This window comes from Nocardia sp. NPDC023852, assembly GCF_040639505.1.
Taxonomy (GTDB): Bacteria; Actinomycetota; Actinomycetes; order Mycobacteriales; family Mycobacteriaceae; genus Nocardia.
Genome location: NZ_JBFAAB010000073.1, coordinates 1 through 2,175, shown reverse-complemented (window position 1 = coordinate 2,175; position 2,175 = coordinate 1). Strand labels below are relative to the sequence as shown.

2 protein-coding genes are annotated in these 2,175 nt (G+C 63.2%); both read right to left on the bottom strand.

All coding sequences use genetic code 11. The features are described from left to right. Positions 1-429: 429 nt before the first annotated feature. On the bottom strand, positions 430-1,626 hold the full coding sequence (locus AB0H00_RS31900; protein WP_357273653.1) for a cytochrome P450: 1,197 nt from the start codon (positions 1,624-1,626) through the stop codon (positions 430-432). A gap of 268 nt (positions 1,627-1,894) precedes the next feature. Beyond that, positions 1,895-2,175 (bottom strand): hypothetical protein (locus tag AB0H00_RS31895; protein ID WP_357273650.1); only part of this gene is annotated, 281 nt, incomplete at its 5' end.

Here is a 2,175-nt window from a genome sequence, read left to right as displayed (position 1 = left end):
AGCATCTCGGGGTGCGAACGGGCGGCCGCCGCCGGTAGGTAACGGCCGAGGCCCCGAACAACTGGGTCGACAGCTGGCCCATGCCTGCCAGTGTTGGTACACCCGGAACCGACTACTCCGCCGAGCCGCTGGATGCCAACTGGTTACGGAGTCTCTCCCGCAGCCGCCGAACGCCGGGTGCCTGCGATGCCAGCAGTAATTCGCCCGGGTATCTGCCCTGCAGATCGCCCACGGAGTCCTTCGCCACTTCCGCTTCCAGTTGCTGGAGAATTACCACCTCGCTGTGCCAACAAGGCCCTCGCCACATTTCTCTGAAATAAATGTTACGAAAGCCGTTTCCATGACATTCCGAGGTCGCGGAAACGGCTTTCCGGGCCTCTCTAAATTCACGATAGTCGCGTCCGACACGCGTGGGCGATTGCGAGATTCTCAGTACTCGTTCAACGGCGCAGAGGGGGGAAAGGTGACTGGTAGAGCCACCAAAGAACGGTGGAAGGGTCCAGGCCGCCAAGCCGGTGCGTCAGCCGGTATGGCCAGCCGGATCTCGGGCAGCGCATCGAGAAGCTGATCGATCGCGTCCTGAGCGATCAGGTAGGCCAGCGACTGTGCGGGGCAGGCGTGTGGGCCGATGCCCCACGCCAGATGCGAGCGATTGCCTGTGTGATTCTCGGTCCGGATCGCGGGGTCGTTGTTGCAGCCGGCCATGCTGATGACGACCGGCTGATGCGCGGGCAGCCAGACCCCGTCGACGAGGATCGGCTGACGGGGATAGGTGGTGAGGAGGTTCGCCAGCGGCGGGTTGTCGAACAAGACCTCGTCCAGTGCGTCGCGGGTGGACAGGGCCCCGCCGACGACACTTCCGCCGAAGCGTTCGTCGGTGAGGATCAGCAGCAGGGTATTGCCGATCAGGTTCTGTTGCAGTTCGATCCCGGCGCCGTAAAAGCTGGTCAGCTGGTGGATCATCTCCAGTTCATCGAGTTCGGCCGGATGCTGCAGCAGTTGCGAGGTGATGTCGTTGCCAGGATGGGTCCGTTTGAGAGCCACCAGTTCCAGTAGCGCCTCGGCGATCATCTTGTTGCCGTCCTCGGCATCGATCCCCTCGAGCATCGCGGCCATGCCTGCGGCGACCCGCTGTCCGACCTCCGGCGGGCAGCCGAGCAGGGAATCGATAACCGCGAATGCAAGCGGGAGCGCGTACTGGCCGATCAGATCGGCGGCACCGGCCTGGCAAAAGGTGTTGACCAGCGGGATGGAGATCTTCTCCACGGTGGCATCGAGAGCGTACAGATCCACCGCGTTGATACTCATGGTGATGGCCTGCCGGTAGCGCAGGAGGGCCGCTCCGTCGTTTCGAGTCCCGTTGGGACGCCACTCCATAAGCGGCCGGATGGGGCAGTCGGCCGGGATGTTTTGCTGCCAGGTGCGTGGATCGGCAGGGAAGTGCTCGGGATCATTGAGGATCCGCAGCGCGGTGTCATACCCGACCACCAACGTGGCCGGCACGCCCGGCGCCAGCTCAACCGGAGCCAAAGAGCCGTACTGTCTTCGCATTTCGTCGTAAGCACGGTGCGGATCCGCCGCGAATTCCGACGAGTACAGCGGCACCCTCGGACCTTCGGAGGCCATCGGCGAGCCGTGAACGACTGGACAGGTCTGGGTGTCCGTCCGGGGCTGTGATGTACGCAAGAATGAAACTCCAGATGTTCGTGTGTTCTGGGAACGCGGTCATCCGCGCGTCCCCGCTTTCGGCCGCCGAACAACTGCTGTTACTTCGAGAGCATACTGAGCCTTTCCGGGTGGCGATAGGTCAGGCGGCTCGAGCAGGTGACACGTCGAAAGTGGTTGTAGTGTGCAATAAGGAACGCAGAATACCGGTGAAAGTAGCTCTTGGGTCCTACTCGGCTTCTGCGTACCGCTGGATGGCCCGTGAGAACCTCGCCATAGAGCCCTCCAAGTCAGTCCGCCCGGCGTCGTCCGCGTCGAGCAGCGGCAGCTCTCTAGCGGCGAACTCCTTGACGGCCTGCCAGACAGCGTCAAGGACCTGCGCGGCGTCGGTGTCGGCGATGACGCGGCCAGCGCGAACACTCATCCTCCGTTTCATGAGGGTGAAGTTGAGCGAGAAATGCGAGGCCGCGAGCACGATGTCACCGCGCTGCGCACGCACCCCGAGATGCC

Excerpts from the sequence above, each read along its gene's own strand:
- AB0H00_RS31900 (WP_357273653.1), bottom strand. The coding sequence starts at position 1,626 with ATGGCCTCCGAAGGTCCGAGGGTGCCGCTGTACTCGTCGGAATTCGCG.